The organism is Desulfosporosinus youngiae DSM 17734, assembly GCF_000244895.1.
GTDB classification, from domain to species: Bacteria; Bacillota; Desulfitobacteriia; order Desulfitobacteriales; family Desulfitobacteriaceae; genus Desulfosporosinus; species Desulfosporosinus youngiae.
Map to the genome: position 1 here is coordinate 2,135,735 of NZ_CM001441.1, position 19,148 is coordinate 2,154,882.

Genomic DNA, 19,148 nt, shown 5'->3' on the forward strand with positions numbered 1-19,148 from the left:
AAGCTGAAAGCGGAAACATAGCCTGGAGTTTGATTGGTCTATAGACTGACAGTGCCAGAAGCCGTCTTTTGTCGTATTAAGTTATTGAAAGGTGGTCAAGTCACTATGAAAAGAATGAAATTCTCTCTGGTGGCCATTGCTTTATCTCTCGGTTTATTAGCGGGGCTGTTGATTTATGCAATTTCCGACGATGTATTTTCTGGCGGTCTGTCGTATCAGGAAAAAGAAATTAATGTAGAAGCGTCGATTCGTAAGACCTTTGCTTTGAATGATAGCAAAAAAATAAAATCTTATTCTATGGATGAGGTATTTGGCAAGAAGGTGAAGGAATTAAGCAGTGAGGTCCATAAGAGGATTATTTCCGCCTATACTATGCTAGATAATGAGGTAAAGACCGGGGATTTCAAAGCCTTCTTTTTTCTTAAAGGAGAGGACAGGCTTCTAATCGGGATCAAGCACGGGGATGGTACAATTTCCCTTGCGGAATTTGATATTTCTACGGATCAACCGGTAAAGATTAAGACGCAAACTAAGCAGGCGATCTGAATTTATCTGAGGATAGGTGCCTTGATAAGCTAAATGTTTTACACCGAAATCCCCATGAGAGAAATCTGAAAATCTGCCATGATCAACATGTTCATGGTGATGAAAATGATGGAGATGCTGCTGGAACGTATCTGATGTATCCGGTGTGTTTGCTATATTGGAGTGTGAGCCTGATTTCCGCCGGCTTGAGTTAAAGGCTCCAAACAGCGTGATTAGCACTATGCCGGCAAAAAAGATAAAAAATGTGCTTTCCATAGTATGTCAGCTAACCTGCAATCGTATGCCTTTCTTGAACTATCCCTATCCGTCTACCTATATCATGCAACAACCCTAGAATATAGGCTTTATTACTATCGAGATTTGGACAAAGTTCTGCAATATTTTTACAAGCTAAAGCTACGAATTCTGAATGTTGTTTCCACAATCCCGGATTTGAATTTTCTGCCTGTTCAAGAACCATTAAAGCTTTGTCTTTATCAGGATATTTATTATACATAAACAACACTCCAATAAAGTCGGCTGTACCCTTGCGGGGGATCATATGCCGTGGATAGAACCGGCAGCAACTGGCATATAACAACGAATGCTTCCCTGAGATTAATTTCTCTCAAGAAAGCATTTGTGTCATTGGGAGGTTGGAGGGAATGCTGTCTTGTATCAACAGGACTTGTACGGTATAATAACGTATAAGATGAAGCTGGGGGGTGAACTTGTGCCGGAAAAACCGTATGTTCCGCCATATAGCATTACGGATGCCATTATTCACTTAGTTGCTGAAATCAGCGAACAAGTGGGTGTTGTCACAGTAAAAAATGGGAGCGTTATTAACCCTCATTTGCGCAGAGACAATCAAATACGGACGATTCATTCCTCGTTGGCGATTGAAAACAATACTCTGTCCCTGGAGCAAATGACGGATGTGATAAATGGCAAGCGTGTTCTTGGCGCACCAAAAGAAATTTGTGAAGTAAAAAATGCTTATGAGGCGTATAATCTTCTGCCGTCCTTTGATCCATGCAGTATTGACGATCTTTTAAAAGCGCATAAAATATTAATACAGAAATTGAGCAATGAATCTGGTCGATTCCGTTCCGGTGGGGTAGGTATTTTTGCTGGGGAAAGGTTGGTACATATGGCTCCGCCGGCTGATCTTGTACCAAAATTGATGGGAGATTTACTTCATTGGTTAAACCATGCCGACACCCATCCGCTCATTAAAAGCTGCATTTTTCATTATGAGTTTGAGTTTATCCATCCCTTTGCCGATGGCAACGGGCACATGGGGCGAATGTGGCAGACTTTGCTGTTAAGCCGCTGGAAGCCGGTGTGTCATTGGCTTCCCGTCGAAACCCTGATTCATGAACGGCAAAAGGAATATTATGAAGTACTGGCTGCCGCGGATAAAGCCGCAGATTCCACCGGATTCATTGAATTTATGCTTAGGATAATTCGCGCTGCTTTGCGGGAGCTTATTCAAACCGAACAAGTGCGCGAGCAAGTCACCGAACAAGTCGAACGCCTGTTGATGGCCTTGGGGAATGAAACGCTTTCGGCAAAAGAGCTTTTAGATCGGCTCAGACTCAAACACCGTCCTACGTTTAGCAATAACTATTTGCGTCCGGCCTTGGAACTTGGGTTAATCGAAATGACTGTACCGGATAAGCCAAATAGCAGCAGGCAGAAATACCGGATTAAGCAATAACATAGCCTAAAAGGGTAGTGAAGCCGGCTTTTAATCCAACTCCTCTGTTTTATTGACAGACCGGATATTCGGCCTGTCCATTTAGCTTATGGTTTTATTTTCCCGGAGGTTACAGCCTGGTCAAAAAAATAGGGAAATCGGCATGTCCCCAAACGCGACACGTTGGCGGGTTCTGAGACATGTTTGTGGCGGCTGTCACACTTAGGGGGCGGATCATAGGCTGTGGATAGGAAGCGGCAACTGGCATATAACAACAAATGCTTCCCTGAGATTAATTTCTCTCAGGGAAGCATTTGTCTCATTGGAGGTTGGGGGGAATTTTTTGCCGATATAAAAGCTGCCATCGATAGTTGAGGAACCAAGCACATAATACAAATGATTGCTAAGGCTTTAGGAACATTCTCAAACCCTCCATAGCTGCCATTCACTCCGTTGTTGTACATATAACAATTAATTTGGGTGCCTACCACGAATAGAAAAAGTCCAACAAAACTCGTTATAGTAGATACTAGACCAGTTTTAACACTTCTACTGATTCGGTATACGACAAGGAAGCTAATGATATTGACAACAACCAAGAGCAGAGCAAACCTAATACGAGGAAACACCTCCATAAAGTAAATAGCTGTCAGGATAAAACCTTGACACCAAATTATGACTCTAGTTATAGTCTTTGGAACAAAAATAGCTGCAAGTGAAGATATGGTTACAGACACTCCAATTAGGTAAATTAGTTCTGCTAGCATGGGGATAGTTACCCCAAGCACTATTTGGTCTCCCACCCCAAGAATTCGTAATAGACCGTTGCCCATATCCGCTGTTCCCAAAATAACTAGAACTAAAAGTATGCCGATACTCATGCCAATAAGCCCAGGCCTATGTACACGGTCAAGCTGCTCCCCGACAACAATGGGATCGCCCATCTCGGCAATTGCTTTGTCTGTTGCCTCTTCTTCATTAAGTCCATCACTAATGAAAGCGTTCTTTTGATCAATTATATGGTTTTCGATTTCCTCTAAAACAGAAGCCTGAGCCTTTTTCCAACGTATCTGTCGGCACACAACTTCCAAATACTCGGTTATTTTACTAGGTTTCAAAACCCGCACCTCCCAAAACAGCATTTACAGCAGAAGTAAATGTTTCCCATTCTTCTTTTTTCTCGTTCAAATGCTTACGACCTTTTTTTGTGATACTGTAATACTTTCGTACCCTCCCATTATCAACGGTCTCTTCGTAAGAAGTGAGCATATCCTTTTGCTCTAAGGTGTGGAGCAATGGATATAATGTTCCTGCTTTTAACTCAAAAGCATTGTTTGATTTTTTTCTGAGTTCTTCAATCATCTGATATCCGTACATATTTTTTTCGTCAAGTAGCTTTAAGATAAGTATGGTGGTACTTCCAGTTAAAAGACTTTTATTGATTACCATATTCGGGCCTCCATATATAGATTATCTATATATTATAGTAATATAGATAATCTATATATGTCAATAATAGCCATTCAATTTAACTCCTTTTTTTGGCAGATCGGATATTCGGCCTGTCTATGTATTTATGGTTTTTATTTTTCCGGAGGTTACAGCTTGCTTAAAAATATGGGGAAAGAAGGTATGTCCCAGAATGCGACACGTTGGCGGGTTCTGGGACATGTTTGTGGCGGCTGTCACACTTAGGGGGCGGATCAGATGCCAGGGGATAGAACCGCCGGCAGTTGGCCGGACCTTCGCGATGACAATGGCCGGCGATTTACATTTAAGTGTAATTTGGGGTATAATTAGCAAAAGTTCCGGGAAGGAGAAACGCCGGTCAGTGAAGCGAGTTAGGGTACAGGGAACTAAACGAAGCTGGTTTTTGGATCAACATGAAACGGACAAGAATGTTGGTCTTTTATTTTTAAGGAAGTGTTGGAGGAAGGGTTTCTACTGACTGAAAGTATCGGCATAGAATTACGCAGGAATGTTACGCAGGAATGAACGGCCAAAAGATTCAGCAGTGGGATGAAATTTACCCGGACGGAAAAGGTTTGTTTTTTGCTTGAGAAAGAATTGGAGGCAAAGGAGACGTTATGAGTATTCAAATTATCCTGGTCTTTGTACTTAATTTTATTATCTCCCTGATAGGAACCCTGGCTTACTCTGTCCGCTTAGTGGGGATTCGGACGGGCAAGATCGCCGTATCCTTTGCTCTTTTCAATATCCTGATGCTGGTCTCAAGGATTGCGGTTACGTTTCAGGTTCCCATTCTCACTAAACATGTGGAAAGGACTTCGGGAAGCGGTGATTTACTGGCCCTTTTCAATGCCATCATTCTGATTTCCGGTGTAGCGACGATTTTGGGAGCCCTGCTGATTCCCACCTTTCAAAAAATTCTCTGCAAGGGAGTAGAGTCTTTCTCTGCCGACAGGTCATTGTCAAAACTGATTTTACACAGCTTCTCTAAGGCCGGGATTCGCTACATGAAAGAATGTGTTTCCGTGCCGGGGAAGGAATATGTCAGACAACTGAGTTATGGCAGACTGCCCAAGCGAATCATTGCGGCCAATGTGGTGGCGGTTGCGCTGATTACCGTAGGGTCCCTGGCTCCTATTTATGCGGGTGCCATCGAACCGGATTTGAGAATGACCTGCGTTACCTTATCCTCGATTGTGAACGGGATTGCCACCATTTTAATGACGATTTTGATTGATCCCAAATTATCCATTATGACGGACGATGTTATTGACGGGAAATGTACGGAGGAAGAATTTAGGTTATGTGTCATTGGCTTAGTGGGGAGCAAAACTCTGGGAACCTTTGCGGCAGTTCTTTTACTCGTTCCCTTTTCATATCTGATTGTGATCATTGCTAATATTATCTAGACAACGGTTGGGGGACTCCTGAATTTGCTTGAGTTTACCTGCCAACTGTCAGGGATTAAGGAGTTTGAGATCGTTACAAGTCCCTAGGCCCAAGAGTTTTATACCAGGTTGGGGGCCGCCTGTCTGGGAGAGGTGGAATCTTTGCTCAAAAAGGAACGTATGATCCCGCGTTTGGTGTATGGACTGCCATCAAGCCCGTAGGAGGTTACACTTGATTAAAAAACAGGAGAAAGCGGGCATGTCCCAGAAAGCGACACGTTGTCGCGTTCTGGGACATGTCCGTGCCGGTTGTCATGTTTAGCGGGCGAATCATAGGCTATAGATAGAGCTGACAGAAGATTTGCCAGGTGAAAAATCGCCATTGCCGGTGATAGTGAAAATCGAATGCCTTTTGAATTTTCGAAAACACTATGTAAAGAATAGTTGAGGTGAGTTGTATGAACGAAATCAAAACTATTTTGGATAAAATAGTAACTGTTCTATCAACCATACCGGGCATTCAGGCAATTGTACTGGGCGGTTCGCGAGCCAGGGGCACGCATTCCCCGGCTTCGGATATTGACATCGGCATCTATTACGATAATGGGATGATAGATATCCATGCTCTGAACAAAGCAGCGCAGTTGATTGACGATGAACACCGTCAGAATCTTATTGCGCCGCCCGGAGGATGGGGTAAATGGGTTAACGGCGGTGGCTGGCTTACCATTGATGGCTGTCCCGTAGATTTTATCCTGCGTGATGCAGCCAGAGTGGAAAGGGTTATTGAGGAAGGCCGGAAGGGGATGGTTACCGCTCATTACCAGACCGGGCATCCTCATGCATATATCAATATCATGTACATGGGTGAATTGGCTGTCTGTAAAGTGCTATGGGAAAAAGGCAGCAATATATCTGCAATGAAGCGATTAGCCGAACAGTATCCAAACGAACTGCAAAAAGAGCTTATTCACCGGTTTTCCTTTGAAGCCGAATTCTCTCTATGGCTGGCAGAAAGCAGCGTTGATAAAGACGATATTTATTATTTGACTGCCCATGTTGTACGATCGGTATCATCACTCAATCAGGTTCTCTTTGCTTTGAATAAAGAGTACTGTCTGAATGAAAAAAAGGCAGTTAAAATGATGGGTAAATATGACATCCGCCCCGCTAACTATAAAAGCAAAATAGACGATATATTTGCAGTTGTTGGAACTGATAGTAAAAATGCCTGCTTACAACTCAGGCATTTGCTGAGTGAAGTTAAAGAACTTCTTACGGCGGAACAAACGAAGCATGTTACAGAAACAATCGATAGTTTGTCAAGTAGTAAAGATAGATGATAGCTTACCAACAACCATGTTGTGTCTCTTTAAGTCTATCGTTAACAAAAATCTCTTTGCCGTGATATTTGTTGACCTGAGGCGGATGATTATGAGGGGGAAAGTGCAATGCAATACAGCAGTTTAAGGTGTTGGAAGATGATTGGAGCAATAGGCGTAATTATGGTAGCGATACCTTACGTTGCTCATGCTTATGGACCAACAGAAGCAGAGGTGGCGGCCTGGGGAATGTTTTCATTAGCCTGGGGTATTATCCTTCTGCTTTTATCCCTTTTCAGCTTTGGAAAAATAGTTGCATACATAGGGTTTTCTACGGTTGCCTTAGTACAGATTCCGCCAATTATTCTCTGGTTCCTTTTTCATGGACAGGGAATTTCTGATGGCAGCCCTCCAAGCGGTTTTACCGCTCATTGGGGATATAGTATACCGCATATACTTATTTTTTTAATATGCGCGGCCATCTTGTATAAACAAGGGCCGGTCTTCTCTCAAGGGGTTAAAAGCAAGTCTTGGTCTCGAAGAAAGACTTTCTAAGAAAGTTATTCCCTTGCTCAAAGAGCAGGTTACACCTGATTAAAAAACAGGGGAAAGCGGGCATGTCCCAGAAAGCGACACGATGTCGCGTTCTGGGACATGCCCGTGCTGGTTGTCACCTTCAGCGGGCGAATCATATGCTATGGGTAGAACCGACAGAAGATTTGCCAGGCGCAGGAGAGGATGGATTGATTGATGGATGAATTGACAGCCAACCGGACCCCCGTGGTGATTGCCTCGGAGATTAACACCCTAAAGCGGCAGATGGAGAAGATTTTCCTTGTCCATGCCGTCGAAATCGGGCGCAGGCTGAAAGAGGTCCGATCCGTACTTCCCACTGGACAGTGGGGGCAGTGGCTGGAAGCATCGGTCAATTACTCCCCAAGAACGGCCCAGCGTTTCATGCAGCTCTTTGACGCTTACGGAGAACACTTTCTCCTGCCCGCAGCCGGTCAGTCCCCCCAGGATCAGGCGGTGACTCAAGGCGGGGAGGGGATTCGGATTGAAGAAGCGGGCCGGATGCTGCCGAAGCTGACGACGGCGCAAGCTATGATTCTTTTAGGACTTCCCAAGGAAGAGCGGGTTCAGTTCCTGATGGAGGCGGATGTGGAAAGTATGAGCGCCCGGGAGCTGAAACAGGCCGTTGAGCAGCGGCAAGAGGCGCAGAAGGTAAGGGAGCAGGCCGTGGCCGAGCGGGATCAGGCAAAACAGGAGAGCACAGTTCTCCGTGAGGATCTGGACAGGGAAAAGGATCAGAACGCCCGGTTGGCCGGCGAACGGGATAGACTGAAAGCCGAAACCCGTGAGTTAAGGCTGGAGAAAAATAGGTTGGAGCAGGCGATCGAAAACAAACAAGCCTCCTACGACAAGCTGAAGGAGCGAACGGGCTATAAGGCCATTAAACAAATGGAGGCGACTCTGAATGAAGCCTATGGCAGGGCCGAGGCCAATAAAATCGCCTATTTATATGATAGTCTCTTCAAGACCTTTAAGGAATTAGCCTATGAAATGACCCGGTTTGCCGGAACAAACCCGGAGCTGCATAACCTTTACAAGGAGAAGATCGATGATTTTCTCCACAAGGCGTTGCGGGAGAAGTTCTGATGGGAAAGTAGCTCAAAGCTCTGCGCCCGGTATACTGGAACGCCTATCCGGCCACGGCATAGACTATTATTGCTCCGGAGAGATCCGGGAAAACCGGAGGTGAGGATTATGGAATGGGCGCTGGCAATTCCCTGGGGGCAGGCTTTAGGGTGGCTGGCGGAGCCATGGGGGATGAAGGAGAGTGGCCCGGATTCTCTGGCGGAGGTTAGGGAAGTCTGTGAAGGGGAGTTTGGGCCAATTAAGTTCAGCCGGATGTATTTCGGTCAGGAGTTTTGTGAAAAAGCCCTTCCCAGCGCAAAGGAATTAGATCAGGCTCTGATTTTGGCTGGGCAGCAGGGAATGAACTTTACCTTAGTTACGCCTTATGTGACCGAAGCGGGACTTGAATCAGTGAAGAGTTTACTCCGACAGCTGATGCGGGTGCAGCCACAAGGAGAGGTTGTGGTTAATGACTGGGGCGTACTTCAGATCATGGCCGAGGATTTCCCCACCTTAACCCCTGTCCTGGGTCGTTTACTTAATAAGCTGCTGAGAGACCCCAGAATGCTGACCCATCGCCGCAAGCCGGAAGGGGGGGCGCTGGCCCGTTTTCGCAGCTGCAGTCTGGCTGGGGCCCCCCTGCGGGGGTTGCTCCATCAGTATAAAGTCAGGAGCATCGAGTTGGACTTCCCCCCCCAAGGGCTGGCTGATGATTTGGGAGATTGGGGATATGAGACGACTCTTTATCTGCCCTACGGTGTGATTATGACAGGCCGGATTTGTCTGCTTCAGTCCTGGGGGCTCGGGGAAGACCGGAAGTTTAAGCCCTTGGCGGGGGGCTGTGACCGCAAGTGTCGCCATTACTGGCTGGAGATGTCCGATCCCAGCCGCCAGGTGAGAAAAAGCAGGAGTTGGGTAATCCTGCAAAAGGGCAATACCATTTTCTACCGGCAGCAAAAGGAGTTCCTGAAAAAAGCCTTGGACAGGGCGGCCAAACTAGGGATCAAGCGCCTGGTAATCCAGCGGGAACCGATCTAGGCAGAGAACAGAAGGCGGCGAAAGCGGCAAAGGAGGGTGCAATGAAGATTTTGGCCCCGGTTAATTCGGTATACGAGGCGGAGACCCTGGTGAACCTGGGGGCGGAGGAGCTCTATTGTGGTTTAAATCCCGGAGCCTGGCGCAAGGGCCGGGGACAGGAGCTCTGGCTGAACCGGCGGGAACCGGGAAAAGCTAATCTGGAGAGTCTGGAAGAATTGAGAAAGTTAGCAGGCGTCGCCCATGGGGCGGGTGCTCAGGTGTTTCTTACCCTGAATCAGCCGGGCTATGCCCCGGAACTTTACGCAGATATCCTTGCGACAGTCCGGCAGGCCCAGGATTATTGCGGTGTGGATGCCTTGATTGTGGCAGATCCGGGGCTGATTCGTCTGTTGAAAGAGGACCGGCCGGAATCAATCATTCATGTGAGCAGCCTGGCGGCGGTTTTAAACAGCGCGGCGGTCTCTTTTTTCAGCCGGTTGGGTGTGAAACGGATTATTTTTCCCCGCTATGTTGAGCCGGAAACCATGAAATCAATGATTGAGCAGGGCGGAGAGCAGCTGGAGTATGAAGCCTTTATCCTTAATGACGGCTGTGTTTTTGAAGAGGGCTACTGTCATGCCAGTCATGCCTTTGGCGGGGCCTTCTGCCACAATCCGGCTTGGGTCTATAAACCGCTTAAAATCAGGGAAGAGGAAAACACTGCCCCAAAGCGGCCAAGGGAGAGGCTGTTCCGGGTTAATCAGGAAAGCTTTGGGGAGCACCTGGACGAGTATCGCCGCTGGCTTTGGATCGGGATCAAGAATTTTGGCGGGATGTCCGGTTCCAAGGGTTATCCTTTGGGAATGTGCGGGCTATGCGCCTTGCCTGAATTACAGAAAATCGGTGTGGGGTCTCTGAAAATTGTCGGACGGGAGGCCTCTTTGCAGAAAAAGGCGGCCAGTGTCAGGCTCCTTAAGAAAATGCTGGATTTCAGCCAAGCCGGTCACACCTCCGAAGAGGTAAGGATAGAGGCTAAGTCGCTCAAGGGAGCGAAGGGTTTGTGTAAAAGCGGCTATATGTGTTACTACTCTTGAAGTGTTAGGGCGTTATGTCTTGGCGGGAGGGGTAGCTTGCGCCTGGACCGGCATTTGGCCGGTTTGCCGGCAAGGCTGCTCTAAAGCCGGGCCTAAGGGAGTGGAAAACCAAGGAGCCGGTACGAATGAAGTGGAAAACACAGGAGTCGGTACCAGTTGCAGGAAAATGACGGTTGATTGGAGAAAGATGTAATATTCGAAGAAGGGATACTATTCGAACAAAGGATAAGTCTCCCGTCTTGAGGGATAATTGGTTGGAGTAAAAGGAGGTGTACGGATGAATAAGCAGGAATTAGCAAGCCTGGCCTGTAAGATTCTTGGTATCTGCGTTATTATTCAAGGGATTAATGTATTCTCCAATATCATTATGTTTATTGTTATTACTCCTTCGGCAGAAATGGCTTCCGGAGTTTTCCTTAATACTATTTTCTCCTTGGTCTATATTCTTTTTGGGGTTTTATTATGGATTTTTTCGGATAAATTGTCGGCAATAATGGTTAGGGGAGAAAGCCAACTTCCGGAAGGCTCCGGTTTAGGGGCAAAGGATATTCAGAGAGTCGCCTTTTCGGTGCTGGGGCTTTATTTTATGGGGAGTTCATTGCCGAATTTATTAGGGGTAGTCACAAGTCTGATCCGTGAACAACCTATGCACATGTCTCAAATACTCTTTGGCTCAGTAGGAATGTTGGCCAGATTGATCATAGGGCTGGGAATATTCCTCGGTTCGGAGGGGCTGGTCAATTTCTTAGCCGGCCTGAGAAGGGCAGGGGTGAAACGGGAAGATACCGACAGCAATCAAGCTGAGTGAGTTTAAACCCCGCTGAAAAAGGAATTTGCCAAACTTTCTCAGTAAAGGATACAAGGTCGAGGCATTAAGCTGCTAGGAGTTACCTAGCAGCTTTTTGCGTAAGTTTTTAAGGTAAAACCATAAAATTTTTTTGTAAAGATGTCACAAAACATAGTTATCATGTGTTTAAACTACAGATAACTAAATCTGCAGGTTTGATTATCCATGTAACCGCGGTTAAGAAATAAGTAAACAACAAGGGAGGGAGAAATATAAAACTGTTTAGTTCATTTTTCAAAAAGGAGCAGGAACGTGTTCCCGATGATTTCAATACCTCCTATGAGAAGTATTATCCGGTTATTTTCAGGCATTGTGCGTACCTTACCGGCGATGTTAAGGCAGCAGAGGATATAGCCCAGGAAACCTTTATCAAGCTTTATAATTCTCCTCCGGCCCATGACAATACAGGAGCCTGGCTGTCAAAAGTGGCCACCAACCTTGCTTATAATTATATCAGAGACCAGAAGACAAGGCGGAGTAAAGAGCCGGTAATTGAGGGACATATGGTAAGCAATGTGATATCAATCGAGGAAATAGCCATTAAGAACTCGGAGGTTAGGTTGGTAAGGAAACTATTGAACAACCTCAATCACCGCGACCGGCTTTGTCTTCTGCTTAAATTTTCAGGCTATAAGTACAACGAAATTGCAGAAATAGCCAAAATAGAGAAGGCCTCTGTCGGGAAGATCCTGGCAAGGGCTCAGGAAAAATTCAAGGAATTGTATTTAAAGGAGGGCGAAACCTTATGAAATGTCCGGGAAATGGCCTGCTTCAAGCTTATATCGACGGTGAGCTTGAAATAGGTATCCGAAAAAAAATAGAAACTCATCTTGCTGACTGCGACCAATGCCAAAGCCTGCTGGCAGTCCTCAAGGAAAACGATGATTTTGTTTTCACCAAGCTCAAAAACTACCGGCAGCACTTTGAAGAGTGCAAGGTGCCAGGCAGTGCACTACCTGGGCTAAACCACCAGACTATAAATACGGACAATAAAGGAGTGTTGAACCCTATGATTAAGTATAGGAAGTTTGTCGCCGCGGCGTGTGCAGTCGCGTTGGTCACCGTATGTGTAACTGTTCAGCCCGTAAAATCAGCCATTGCAAGCGCACTATCTATTTTCAGGGTTCAGAATGTAAAAGGAATAACGTTATCTCTTAAAGATCTGCAGCAGATCGAGAATAAGCTTTCAAGCGGCCAGGGCGAAATAAGCCTTGACAAAATGGGAAGTATAAAGAGGCAGGGCGGACAGAAAAGGACTTCTTCACCGGAAGAGGTAAAGAACCTTCCCGATATCGTCGCTTTCCCATCCGCCCTTGACCGTGTAATACCAGACGTTGATATTGTTGAACCTGAATCCATCGACTTTACGTTGAATGCGAAGAATGTAAACCAGATAATGAAGTCCTATGGAGCGACAAAGCTTCTTCCGGACAATATTGACGGCAAAACCTTCAGGGTAGATTTTGCTTCACAGGTAACCTTTGATTACCGTGTCGATAACAAGTCAATCGAGATTACCCAGACAAAGGCGCCTCAGATAACCGTTCCTGACGGTGTGAATGTTGATGATATCTATAATGCTGTTATCGAGATGCCCATACTTCCGCAAAACCTGCAAGCACAGTTAAAGTCTATAAAGGACTGGAAAACCACCCTTTACATCCCGGATGTGGATGCAAAAAATACAGAGGTTGATATAAACGGTGCCAAAGGCTACAAGCGTACTTCAGCAGATAAGCTTCACTCAGCGGTTATCTGGTATAATAAGGGTGTTATCTATACTATATCCGGAAATACAGACAGTGAAGAAATCCTAACTATTGCAAGGTCGATGAGGTAATATCATGACAATGAGTAACAGAATGGTCATAGAGACAGAAAACCTGACCAAGTATTATGGAACTAAAACCGGCTGCCGGGATATAACAATATCCGTAGGCGAAGGTGAGATTTTCGGATTCCTCGGTCCTAATGGGGCCGGTAAAAGTACCTTTATTAAAATGCTGGTAGGGCTCTTGTTCCCTACCAGCGGCGGGGCATTCGTACTTGGCAAGCCACTGGGCGATGTCGAGGTAAGAAAGAAAATAGGATACCTGCCGGAAAACTTCAAATACCAGGATTGGATGACAGGACAAGACCTCCTGTCGTTTCATGCTTCCTTGTACAAATTGGACAAAAAGAATGCTGCCGCAAAGATAGAAGAGGTGCTTGACATCGTCAAGCTTAAAGGCCATGAGACCTATCGCATAGGCACCTACAGCAAGGGCATGCAGCAGCGTATAGGTTTAGCCTGTGCCCTTCTTCCCGACCCCGAGCTGCTTTTTTTAGATGAACCCACTTCCGCCCTTGATCCTGTAGGCAGGAAAGAAGTGAGAGAGATTATGACCGGACTAAGGTCAAGGGGTAAAACAGTCTTACTTAACAGCCACCTGCTCAGTGAGGTGGAGGCTGTATGTGACAGTGCGGCAATCATCAAAAAAGGGTCGGTAATTAAGTACGGAAAAATGGATGAGCTGCTGGAAAGCAAGTTAGTGCTTGAAATCCAGGCCGAAGACGTAAACAATGATGTCTTAAATAAACTTAGAGACTTTGACAGCGGCCTTACCTGCTCAAACAACAGGATCTATTTGGAGATTAAGGACAGGACTGTCATACACCATATCGCTTCAATCATTGTCAACGGGGGCGGAAAGCTATTTGAGCTTTCGCCCAAGAAGGTTTCACTTGAAAACGTGTTTATAAATCTGGTCGAAGGCGGTGATCAGAAGTGATTGCCATAGCAGCAGCAACCTTCAAGGAAGCTTTAAGAAAAAAATTGTTCATACTCGTTGCGATCCTCACTCTGATATATCTCATTATTTTTGGAGCAATCACCTATTCTGTCGTCAATGAATTCAGCACCCAGGGGGGACCGAACACTGTAAACGCCATTGAAGTAGCTTCAACCATTGTATCCTTTCATGGTTTTTACTTTTCAAGCATGCTGGTGGCCTTCCTCACCATTATGGTCTCTGTCGGTTCCATCTCTTCAGAAATTGAAAGCGGCGTGATCCATTCCATCATAACCCGCCCTCTTAAACGCTCCAGTTATGTACTTGGGAAATATCTTGGGCTGGGAGTTCTATCCGTATCCTACGCAATGTTTCTCTTCGCAGCCATAATTATAATCTGTGCACTATTCCAGCTGCCGGTAGTCAGAACACTCGAACCTCTCAATGTGCTGAAAGGACTTCTGTTCTTTACGCTGGAACCCTTAGCAATCCTATCCCTGGCTATTTTCGGGAGTGCTGCATTCAAAACACTGAGCAACGGAATAGTTGTTGTTTCAATATATATGCTGGGTCTTATCGGCGGAGTTGTGGAGCAATTCGGCTCAATGCTGGAAAATCAAAGTCTTATAAGCTGGGGAATTATTTCAAGCCTGATTTCCCCCTTTGATTTGATCTACAGGCAAATGCTTTCATCCACATTATCCAATATTGGGGTTACCAATCCTTTTCAGGCAGCAAGCGAAATGACAAGTACAGCGCCAAGTATCTGGATGCTGATCTATACATTTGCCTATATCCCCGGGTTGGTTATCCTGGCAATAAGAAAGTTCAGGTTGAAAGATATTTCCTGATTTGAAGGCCGTTGCTCATGGATTCAAATATTCCATCCGATATTCAATTTAGAGCATCATTCTCAATTCAGAATGGGCAAGTAAGGAAGCGGAACGGTTCTGGATAGAATCACCTGGGATGCCGGCGATTTTTAAGTTTCTAAAGAAATATACAAAGTAAAGAATTAAGAGGTGAAGTGTATGGAATTCAATGTTGAGGACAAAGCAAGAAATATTATTATAAAAAATGGTGGGAATTTGATTATTAGGAAAGAAATCGACTACAAATGAAAGGGATTCATCAACAGTCTCAGGTCAGAGGCTGGTAACAAATCTAAAAGTGCAAAGTTCTATAATGAGTATCAACATCGGGGAATAAAAATATTTATAGATAAAACCTTGAATGTGTCCAATTATATTCAAATTGATCTACAATCGGATCTCCCTTTATTAGAACCATCCTTTATAATTAAAGGTGTGTCTTTTTAAAAATAGGGACCGGCAGTCTTTCTTCTGAAGACCCTGGTGCGGAAATTCCAAAGAATAGCAGAGGGTAGCCGATGTCAAAAGATCAAGAAAAGGGAATGAGTTATTTTGATTCGAACGTTTGGATTAGAGAAGGACTTGGAGTCACATATATGCTTTGATCTGGATAATCTAAGCAAGCATGATTATATATGGTACTGGATTGATTTTTGCAATCCTACTGAATCTGAAATAGCGTTTCTATCCAGTTACTTTAATTTTCACACGTTAGCCATAGAGGATTGCATTTCTTCGCTAAACAAACCGAAATTAGATTACTATGAAGAGTATAGTTTTTTTATCCTCAATGCGTTAAGAAAAGAATCTATAGGCCCGACTGAAATATCGTTATTTGTTGGACAAAACTATATTGTGTCCATCAGTATGGAAAAATTGAGTGAAGTGGATCAGGCATGGGAACGAATTACAAAAGACCGGTGTAATTGGGATAAGGGGCCGACGTTTGTGGCTTATCAAATTTTAGATCAAATAGTGGACGAGTTCTTTCCTGCTGTAAATATAATAGAGGATAAACTGGAAGCGTTAGATCAAAATTCGGACAGGAAATCTGTCCATAAGTTAATGGAAGAAGTATTTCAAATTAGAGGGGATTCGCTGAAACTAAGAAGAATTATTTATTCCATGAGAGACTTATTGTATAGAATCCTAAATTCTGAACGACTCCCGGACTTTAAAGAGCATAAGCTGTACTTTTCAGACATTTATGACCATTTACTAAAACTTTCGGATATGGTTGAGTCCAGTAGAGAAATGACGTCTGATATGCGTGACAGTTATCTATCGGTAAATTCAAACCGGATGAATAAACATATGATGGTATTGACGGTCATAACTACAATTTTCATTCCCTTAACATTTATAGCTGGAATTTATGGAATGAATTTTGATTTTATGCCGGAACTGAAATGGAAATATGGATATTTCCTAGTTCTCGGAATGATGGCATTAATTGCTTTTTCCATGTTCTTCTGGTTTAAACGTAAGGGATGGTTCGAAATATAAAATGTCGGCTCCACATACTGTTTCGTTCAAGACCCCCCTTGTAAAAGGGGGGTATATTAAGCCTAGAGCGCCTGGAGAAAGCCTTCAAGGAACTGAATTATGAAATGAACCTGTTGAATGGTTTTTTACTTATACTTTATGACCGGTATTGCTCTATCTTGTTTAAAAGCCCGGGTAAAGTAGGCCAAAGATAGGCCAAAGACAATATGGGCAATAATTGTAACAACCACACCATTGGGATCTTGGGGTAGCTTTTCTTCAGCTATCCGACTGATTAATAGACCAAAGACGCTAACCCAAACCACCAACCCATAGGCTAACCCTTTTATCCATAAGTACTTTGAACCCCAAAGGTAAATTACATGTACAAAAATCACTCCTAACATAGACGTAAAGATAATATCTGCGACCCCTCCTATGAAATAAGCGGACGTATCATAGAGGTAGTCCTTGTGAAGAAAAAGGGTAGCAACAATTTGCCAAAAAACAACCTTAGTATAACCAAGTGAATAAAGAATATAGTTGGTAATTAGTTTTAGTACATCTGCTAGTAAACCAATCAGTGCCCCTGTTAGAATTTTATCCTTAATCAATATATCCCCTCCTGATACCAGAAATTAAATATTATTATTCCCTTAGCTAATTTGATTTATGAAAAGATAATAAATGCCAGGCGAAATAGAGGACGTAACAGGGTGTGTTGATGGCAGAAACCCTGAATGAATGTCCAATGGTATATAAGAACATGGATGATATTTTAAAGGTGATAAAACGGATTTAAAACTTTAAGGCGGGAGGGGATTAAAAACAAATCATTGAAGAACTACGGGATGAAGGATATAATAAGAACATAGGTTCGGTATTGACAAATATGCGTATTGCGAAACAAGTAAATGAATGATGTTTGCGTTGATTGTAAAATGTTGAAGAGGGCGTTTCATCGATGGTAAAGGTGAGAGTAACCATTGGCTTGCAAAATAAGACAAATTTTAGCTGATTTTACAAATATCCCGGAAGGAAATAATAATTGAATATAGAAATGGAATAGTGATTTCTAGGTTGTGGGGGTGATTATGTGAAAGCTTTTAGAGATCCAATACATAATATTATTCTTTTTGATAAGAATTCTGAGAAAATTTTACTGAAGCTAATTGATACAAGGGAATTTCAAAGGCTTAGACATATTAAGCAATTGGGATTATCTTCATTTACTTATCCAGGTGCAGAGCATTCTCGATTTACACATTCTTTGGGTGTAACTCATTTAATGAAAAGATTTTTAGATAAGATTATTTCTTTAAAAGGTGACATCGATCAAAAATATATTGAAGATTTAAGTGATAATAGAATTTTAGCAGAAACCGCTGCGTTGTTACATGACATTGGTCACGGTCCTTTTTCGCATGCCCTTGAAAAAACCACTAAAATTAAACATGAGAAATGGACTGTTGAGATAATTCTAGGTTCTACGGAGATAAATTCGATCCTTGAGGATTATAAACCCGGTTTTGCAAGGGAAGTTGCCGATGTAATTCAAAGAACTCATTCATCCAAGGCTGTAGTAAAGTTACTTTCAAGCCAATTAGATACAGATCGTATTGATTATTTACTTAGGGATTCCAAGCTTACTGGGGCAGGATACGGCAGCTTTGATCTTGAATGGATGATCAACTGTTTACGACTTGGCGAGGTTAATGATGATATTGAAGTCGGGCTGGACCTTAACAAAGGATTTAGTATTGCTGAAGATTTTGTCATGGCTCGCTACTATATGTATGTCAATGTTTACTTTCATAAAGCAACCAGAAGTGCCGAACTCATTATCGATAAAATTTTTGAAAGAGCTTCTGAATTAGCGAAAGAGGAAAAAACAGAATTACCTGAGGATTTACATGTAATATTGAAGGAGTTAGAAAAAGATCCTACTAACATTTCGCTTAAGGATACCGTTAATAATTATCTTAACTTGACTGATAACACAATGTGGCATTATATTTGGATGTGGTCTAAACATTCGGATCAAATTTTATCTGACTTGTGTGCTCGACTTATTTATAGAAACTTCTTTAAAACTGTGAGCGTAGATGATATCCTGGGTTTCTACATAACAGCAATGAATTATTATAGAGAATTAGGGATCCCTGATAAATATTATCTATTGCGAGATCAAGCATCCAGCAGTTCATATAAAGATCATTATATTCTGCAGAAAACTAAGAGCGAAGGAAAAGAAGAAGAATCCGAAAGGGAAGCTTCAGAACAGATTTTTTTATTTGATGAGAAGGGAAATGTTAAAGAGTTATCTAATATTTCAGGAATTATTAGTCAGATTAGAAATAAGAATATTTTAATTGAACGTGTCTTTTTGCCGGATGAACATAAAACGAAATTATTGGGAGGCTGATGGCGTTGTTTGATTCTGCTTATTTATTATTAAAGCTTTTTAATCAGGCCGATTTAATACATGGAAGAAAAAAATTGCAGAAAATGGTTCATTTGCTTTCAATCGCTGGGTCTAATTTTCCGTTTAAGTATCAGTACCATCACTATGGGCCTTATTCGGCTGAGTTACAGCAAGAAATAGATTTTATGGTGAGCTATGGGATGCTGGATGAAATAAGATCAAGCTATGGTTATACCTATCAAATTACTGACCGCGGGAAAGAATTTATGAACCAGCTAAACTGCCAGTATAAGGAAAATATAAATCAGGATTTAGTCGCGTCTCTCAATCTGCAAAGCTCACAGTTCTTAGAAATGGTTAGTACTTATGCTTTTTTACTTGATTCTAACTATGATTCGGAAGGGGCAAAAAAGAAGGCGCTTGAACTTAAACCTCATCTTGCGGGGTGTATTGATGAAGCCATGAAATATTATCATCAAATGATGAACTTCTAGGATTTACCCGGAAGTTTGGCAAAGCTAGAAGGCTTTCACAGAAAAGCCGGACACGCAACCACACAGTTGCTTTTACTGGACAAGCAATTGTGTGGTTG

The 19,148-nt window shown here is 43.4% G+C and carries 22 protein-coding genes; 18 read left to right on the forward strand and 4 right to left on the reverse strand.

Annotated elements, in window-relative coordinates; all coding sequences use genetic code 11:
• The first annotated feature begins 105 nt into the window (after positions 1-105).
• The gene (locus DESYODRAFT_RS10025; RefSeq protein ID WP_007782562.1) at positions 106-546 is read left to right on the forward strand and encodes a hypothetical protein; all 441 of its coding nucleotides are present in this window, start codon (positions 106-108) and stop codon (positions 544-546) included.
• Between the two features lie 265 nt (positions 547-811).
• On the opposite strand, the gene DESYODRAFT_RS10030 is transcribed toward DESYODRAFT_RS10025, so the two are convergent.
• Positions 812-1,042 (reverse strand): HDOD domain-containing protein, encoded by a 231-nt coding sequence (locus tag DESYODRAFT_RS10030; RefSeq protein WP_007782564.1) that lies wholly within the window; start codon positions 1,040-1,042, stop codon positions 812-814.
• Between the two features lie 216 nt (positions 1,043-1,258).
• Between DESYODRAFT_RS10030 and DESYODRAFT_RS10035 the strand changes: the two genes are divergently transcribed.
• Positions 1,259-2,248: a Fic family protein gene (locus DESYODRAFT_RS10035; protein WP_242833605.1), complete on the forward strand. Its 990-nt coding sequence runs from the start codon at positions 1,259-1,261 to the stop codon at positions 2,246-2,248.
• 281 nt (positions 2,249-2,529) lie between these two features.
• On the opposite strand, the gene DESYODRAFT_RS10040 is transcribed toward DESYODRAFT_RS10035, so the two are convergent.
• Positions 2,530-3,345, reverse strand: a complete 816-nt coding sequence (locus tag DESYODRAFT_RS10040) for a permease prefix domain 1-containing protein (RefSeq protein ID WP_007782569.1) — start codon at positions 3,343-3,345, stop codon at positions 2,530-2,532.
• Positions 3,335-3,676, reverse strand: coding sequence for a PadR family transcriptional regulator (locus DESYODRAFT_RS10045; protein ID WP_007782572.1), 342 nt, complete (start codon positions 3,674-3,676; stop codon positions 3,335-3,337). Before DESYODRAFT_RS10045 ends, DESYODRAFT_RS10040 begins: the two co-directional genes overlap by 11 nt.
• A gap of 638 nt (positions 3,677-4,314) precedes the next feature.
• Between DESYODRAFT_RS10045 and DESYODRAFT_RS10055 the strand changes: the two genes are divergently transcribed.
• From DESYODRAFT_RS10055 to corA, 14 genes are all read left to right on the forward strand, one after another.
• Complete coding sequence (locus DESYODRAFT_RS10055; RefSeq protein ID WP_007782578.1) at positions 4,315-5,106, forward strand: lipid II flippase Amj family protein; 792 nt, start codon at positions 4,315-4,317, stop codon at positions 5,104-5,106.
• Between the two features lie 437 nt (positions 5,107-5,543).
• Entirely contained in the window at positions 5,544-6,428 is an 885-nt protein-coding gene (locus DESYODRAFT_RS10060; protein WP_007782582.1) for a nucleotidyltransferase domain-containing protein, read from the forward strand.
• Between the two features lie 108 nt (positions 6,429-6,536).
• Complete coding sequence (locus tag DESYODRAFT_RS10065; RefSeq protein ID WP_007782585.1) at positions 6,537-6,962, forward strand: hypothetical protein; 426 nt, start codon at positions 6,537-6,539, stop codon at positions 6,960-6,962.
• Positions 6,963-7,024: 62 nt separating this feature from the next.
• On the forward strand, positions 7,025-7,165 hold the full coding sequence (locus DESYODRAFT_RS28125) for a hypothetical protein (RefSeq protein ID WP_157137151.1): 141 nt from the start codon (positions 7,025-7,027) through the stop codon (positions 7,163-7,165).
• Positions 7,155-8,066 carry a DUF3102 domain-containing protein gene (locus DESYODRAFT_RS10070; protein WP_007782588.1) on the forward strand — a complete coding sequence of 304 codons (912 nt, stop codon included), beginning with the start codon at positions 7,155-7,157 and terminating at the stop codon, positions 8,064-8,066. Before DESYODRAFT_RS28125 ends, DESYODRAFT_RS10070 begins: the two co-directional genes overlap by 11 nt.
• 108 nt (positions 8,067-8,174) lie before the next feature.
• Positions 8,175-9,083: a hypothetical protein gene (locus DESYODRAFT_RS10075; RefSeq protein ID WP_007782590.1), complete on the forward strand. Its 909-nt coding sequence runs from the start codon at positions 8,175-8,177 to the stop codon at positions 9,081-9,083.
• A 41-nt stretch (positions 9,084-9,124) separates the two neighbouring features.
• On the forward strand, positions 9,125-10,156 hold the full coding sequence (locus DESYODRAFT_RS10080) for a peptidase U32 family protein (protein WP_007782593.1): 1,032 nt from the start codon (positions 9,125-9,127) through the stop codon (positions 10,154-10,156).
• Positions 10,157-10,175: 19 nt separating this feature from the next.
• Complete coding sequence (locus DESYODRAFT_RS10085) at positions 10,176-10,349, forward strand: hypothetical protein (protein ID WP_169315918.1); 174 nt, start codon at positions 10,176-10,178, stop codon at positions 10,347-10,349.
• Between the two features lie 84 nt (positions 10,350-10,433).
• Positions 10,434-10,964, forward strand: coding sequence for a hypothetical protein (locus tag DESYODRAFT_RS10090; protein WP_007782595.1), 531 nt, complete (start codon positions 10,434-10,436; stop codon positions 10,962-10,964).
• Positions 10,965-11,221: 257 nt separating this feature from the next.
• Entirely contained in the window at positions 11,222-11,752 is a 531-nt protein-coding gene (locus DESYODRAFT_RS10095) for an RNA polymerase sigma factor SigX (RefSeq protein WP_282433065.1), read from the forward strand.
• Positions 11,749-12,843, forward strand: coding sequence for a DUF4367 domain-containing protein (locus tag DESYODRAFT_RS10100; protein WP_007782598.1), 1,095 nt, complete (start codon positions 11,749-11,751; stop codon positions 12,841-12,843). The genes DESYODRAFT_RS10095 and DESYODRAFT_RS10100 overlap by 4 nt, the downstream gene beginning before the upstream one ends.
• 4 nt (positions 12,844-12,847) lie before the next feature.
• Entirely contained in the window at positions 12,848-13,774 is a 927-nt protein-coding gene (locus DESYODRAFT_RS10105; protein WP_007782600.1) for an ABC transporter ATP-binding protein, read from the forward strand.
• Entirely contained in the window at positions 13,771-14,625 is an 855-nt protein-coding gene (locus DESYODRAFT_RS10110; protein ID WP_007782602.1) for an ABC transporter permease, read from the forward strand. Before DESYODRAFT_RS10105 ends, DESYODRAFT_RS10110 begins: the two co-directional genes overlap by 4 nt.
• 573 nt (positions 14,626-15,198) lie before the next feature.
• On the forward strand, positions 15,199-16,152 hold the full coding sequence (corA, locus tag DESYODRAFT_RS10115) for a magnesium/cobalt transporter CorA (RefSeq protein WP_007782607.1): 954 nt from the start codon (positions 15,199-15,201) through the stop codon (positions 16,150-16,152).
• Positions 16,153-16,277: 125 nt separating this feature from the next.
• Here the strand turns inward: corA and DESYODRAFT_RS10120 are convergent, their stop codons facing one another.
• Positions 16,278-16,745 (reverse strand): hypothetical protein, encoded by a 468-nt coding sequence (locus DESYODRAFT_RS10120; protein ID WP_007782609.1) that lies wholly within the window; start codon positions 16,743-16,745, stop codon positions 16,278-16,280.
• 482 nt (positions 16,746-17,227) lie between these two features.
• Between DESYODRAFT_RS10120 and DESYODRAFT_RS10125 the strand changes: the two genes are divergently transcribed.
• A complete protein-coding gene (locus DESYODRAFT_RS10125; protein WP_007782611.1) occupies positions 17,228-18,556 on the forward strand; it encodes an HD domain-containing protein in 1,329 nt (442 codons plus the stop codon).
• Complete coding sequence (locus tag DESYODRAFT_RS10130; protein WP_085938774.1) at positions 18,556-19,050, forward strand: YwgA family protein; 495 nt, start codon at positions 18,556-18,558, stop codon at positions 19,048-19,050. The genes DESYODRAFT_RS10125 and DESYODRAFT_RS10130 overlap by 1 nt, the downstream gene beginning before the upstream one ends.
• Positions 19,051-19,148: the final 98 nt, after the last annotated feature.

What these genes read in the sequence shown, in the direction of transcription:
- DESYODRAFT_RS10025 (WP_007782562.1), top strand. Translation starts at nt 106, where the DNA reads ATGAAAAGAATGAAATTCTCTCTGGTGGCCATTGCTTTATCTCTCGGT.
- DESYODRAFT_RS10030 (WP_007782564.1), bottom strand. Translation starts at nt 1,042, where the DNA reads ATGTATAATAAATATCCTGATAAAGACAAAGCTTTAATGGTTCTTGAA.
- DESYODRAFT_RS10045 (WP_007782572.1), bottom strand. Translation starts at nt 3,676, where the DNA reads ATGGTAATCAATAAAAGTCTTTTAACTGGAAGTACCACCATACTTATC.
- DESYODRAFT_RS10055 (WP_007782578.1), top strand. Translation starts at nt 4,315, where the DNA reads ATGAGTATTCAAATTATCCTGGTCTTTGTACTTAATTTTATTATCTCC.
- DESYODRAFT_RS10060 (WP_007782582.1), top strand. Translation starts at nt 5,544, where the DNA reads ATGAACGAAATCAAAACTATTTTGGATAAAATAGTAACTGTTCTATCA.
- DESYODRAFT_RS10065 (WP_007782585.1), top strand. Translation starts at nt 6,537, where the DNA reads ATGCAATACAGCAGTTTAAGGTGTTGGAAGATGATTGGAGCAATAGGC.
- DESYODRAFT_RS28125 (WP_157137151.1), top strand. Translation starts at nt 7,025, where the DNA reads ATGTCCCAGAAAGCGACACGATGTCGCGTTCTGGGACATGCCCGTGCT.
- DESYODRAFT_RS10075 (WP_007782590.1), top strand. Translation starts at nt 8,175, where the DNA reads ATGGAATGGGCGCTGGCAATTCCCTGGGGGCAGGCTTTAGGGTGGCTG.
- DESYODRAFT_RS10080 (WP_007782593.1), top strand. Translation starts at nt 9,125, where the DNA reads ATGAAGATTTTGGCCCCGGTTAATTCGGTATACGAGGCGGAGACCCTG.
- DESYODRAFT_RS10090 (WP_007782595.1), top strand. Translation starts at nt 10,434, where the DNA reads ATGAATAAGCAGGAATTAGCAAGCCTGGCCTGTAAGATTCTTGGTATC.
- DESYODRAFT_RS10100 (WP_007782598.1), top strand. Translation starts at nt 11,749, where the DNA reads ATGAAATGTCCGGGAAATGGCCTGCTTCAAGCTTATATCGACGGTGAG.
- DESYODRAFT_RS10105 (WP_007782600.1), top strand. Translation starts at nt 12,848, where the DNA reads ATGACAATGAGTAACAGAATGGTCATAGAGACAGAAAACCTGACCAAG.
- DESYODRAFT_RS10130 (WP_085938774.1), top strand. Translation starts at nt 18,556, where the DNA reads ATGGCGTTGTTTGATTCTGCTTATTTATTATTAAAGCTTTTTAATCAG.